This is a genomic window from Streptomyces sp. HUAS CB01 (assembly GCF_030406905.1).
Taxonomy (GTDB): domain Bacteria; phylum Actinomycetota; class Actinomycetes; order Streptomycetales; family Streptomycetaceae; genus Streptomyces; species Streptomyces chengbuensis.
The window spans coordinates 1-1428 of record NZ_CP129141.1; the positions used below are offsets into that span (position 1 = coordinate 1).

At 68.9% G+C, this 1428-nt stretch carries 1 protein-coding gene; it reads right to left on the reverse strand.

The features are described 5' to 3' along the window. Positions 1-55: 55 nt before the first annotated feature. On the reverse strand, positions 56-1294 hold the full coding sequence (locus tag QRN89_RS35505) for an IS256 family transposase (protein WP_290347359.1): 1239 nt from the start codon (positions 1292-1294) through the stop codon (positions 56-58). Between the last annotated feature and the right edge of the window lie 134 nt (positions 1295-1428).

Below are 1428 nucleotides of genomic sequence, written 5' to 3' on the forward strand. Positions count from 1 at the left end.
GGTCACGTCCGCTGGAGTGGTGTATCGACGGCCACTCGGTGATCTCGTGTTGAGGCTATGCGGTGAGTTCGGTGGGCAGGGCGGTGTCGTCGGTTTCTGACTCGATCGGGTGGAGGCGGGCTTTGGCGAGGAGGTCGAGGCCCATGTAGCGGCGGGCCTCGGTCCACTCGTCGTTCTGCTCGGCGAGGACCGCGCCGACCAGGCGGACGACGGCGGTGCGGTCGGGGAAGATGCCGACGACGTCGGTGCGGCGGCGGATCTCCTTGTTCAGCCGTTCCTGGGGGTTGTTCGACCAGATCTGCCGCCAGAGCTCACGTGGGAAGCCCGTGAATGCCAGCAGATCGTGCTGGGCGGCGTCCAAGTGGGCTGCCGCTTTGGGGAACTTGGCCTCCATTGCGTCCAGAACGTGGGCCATCTGGGCCGTCACCGCGTCGGTGTCGGGTTGTTCGAACACGGTCCGCAGCAGGGTCGCCACCCAGGGCTGGGCCGACTTCGGGACCTGGCTCAGGAGATTCCTCGCGTAGTGAGTGCGGCAGCGCTGCCAGGACGCGCCGGGCAGGGTGGCGCCGATCGCGTCGACGAGGCCGGCGTGGGCGTCGGAGACGACGAGCTGGACGCCGGACAGGCCCCGGGCGACGAGCGAGCGCAGGAAGGCGAGCCAGCCCGCGCCGTCCTCGGCGGTCGCGACGTCCAGGCCCAGGATCTCCCGGTGTCCGTCGGCGTTGACGCCCACCGCGACCAGGGCGTGGACGTTGATGATCCGGCCGCCTTCGCGCACCTTCTGGGTCAGTGCGTCGACCCAGACGAAGGTGTAGGGGCCGGCGTCGAGCGGTCGGTTGCGGAACGCGGTGACTTGCTCGTCGAGATGCTTGGCCATCGCGCTGACCTGGGACTTCGAGAGCTGGGTGACGCCGAGGGACTCGGCGAGTTTCTCGACCCGGCGGGTGGAGACGCCGAGGAGGTAGGCGGTGGCGACCACCGAGATGAGGGCCTGCTCGGCCCGGCGGCGGCGTTCGAGGAGCCAGTGCGGGAAGTAGCTCCCGCTGCGGAGTTTGGGGACGGCGAGTTCGACGGTGCCGGCGCGGGTGTCCCACTCGCGTGGGCGGTATCCGTTGCGGTGGTTGACGCGTTCGTCGCTGACCTGGCCGTACTCGGCGTTGCAGAGGGCGTCGGCCTCCGCGGACATGAGCGCGTCGGCGAACGTCTTGACCATCGCGCGCAGCAGATCGGGACTCGCCGCGGCGAGGTTGTTCTCGGCGAGGGCGTGCAGGGGCAGACTGTCGGGTGCGGTCATCGTGCTGATCTCCTTCGAGGCTTCGACACTTCGAAGATCAGCCGGTGGCCGTTCGTCTATGCGGGCCTCATCCCGATGCCGGAGCAAACCCCCGGATCAGGTCGAACCCGTACACCACTTCCCAGGACGCAACC

Coding starts and splice junctions, on each gene's coding strand:
- QRN89_RS35505 (WP_290347359.1), bottom strand. CDS start 1,294: ATGACCGCACCCGACAGTCTGCCCCTGCACGCCCTCGCCGAGAACAAC.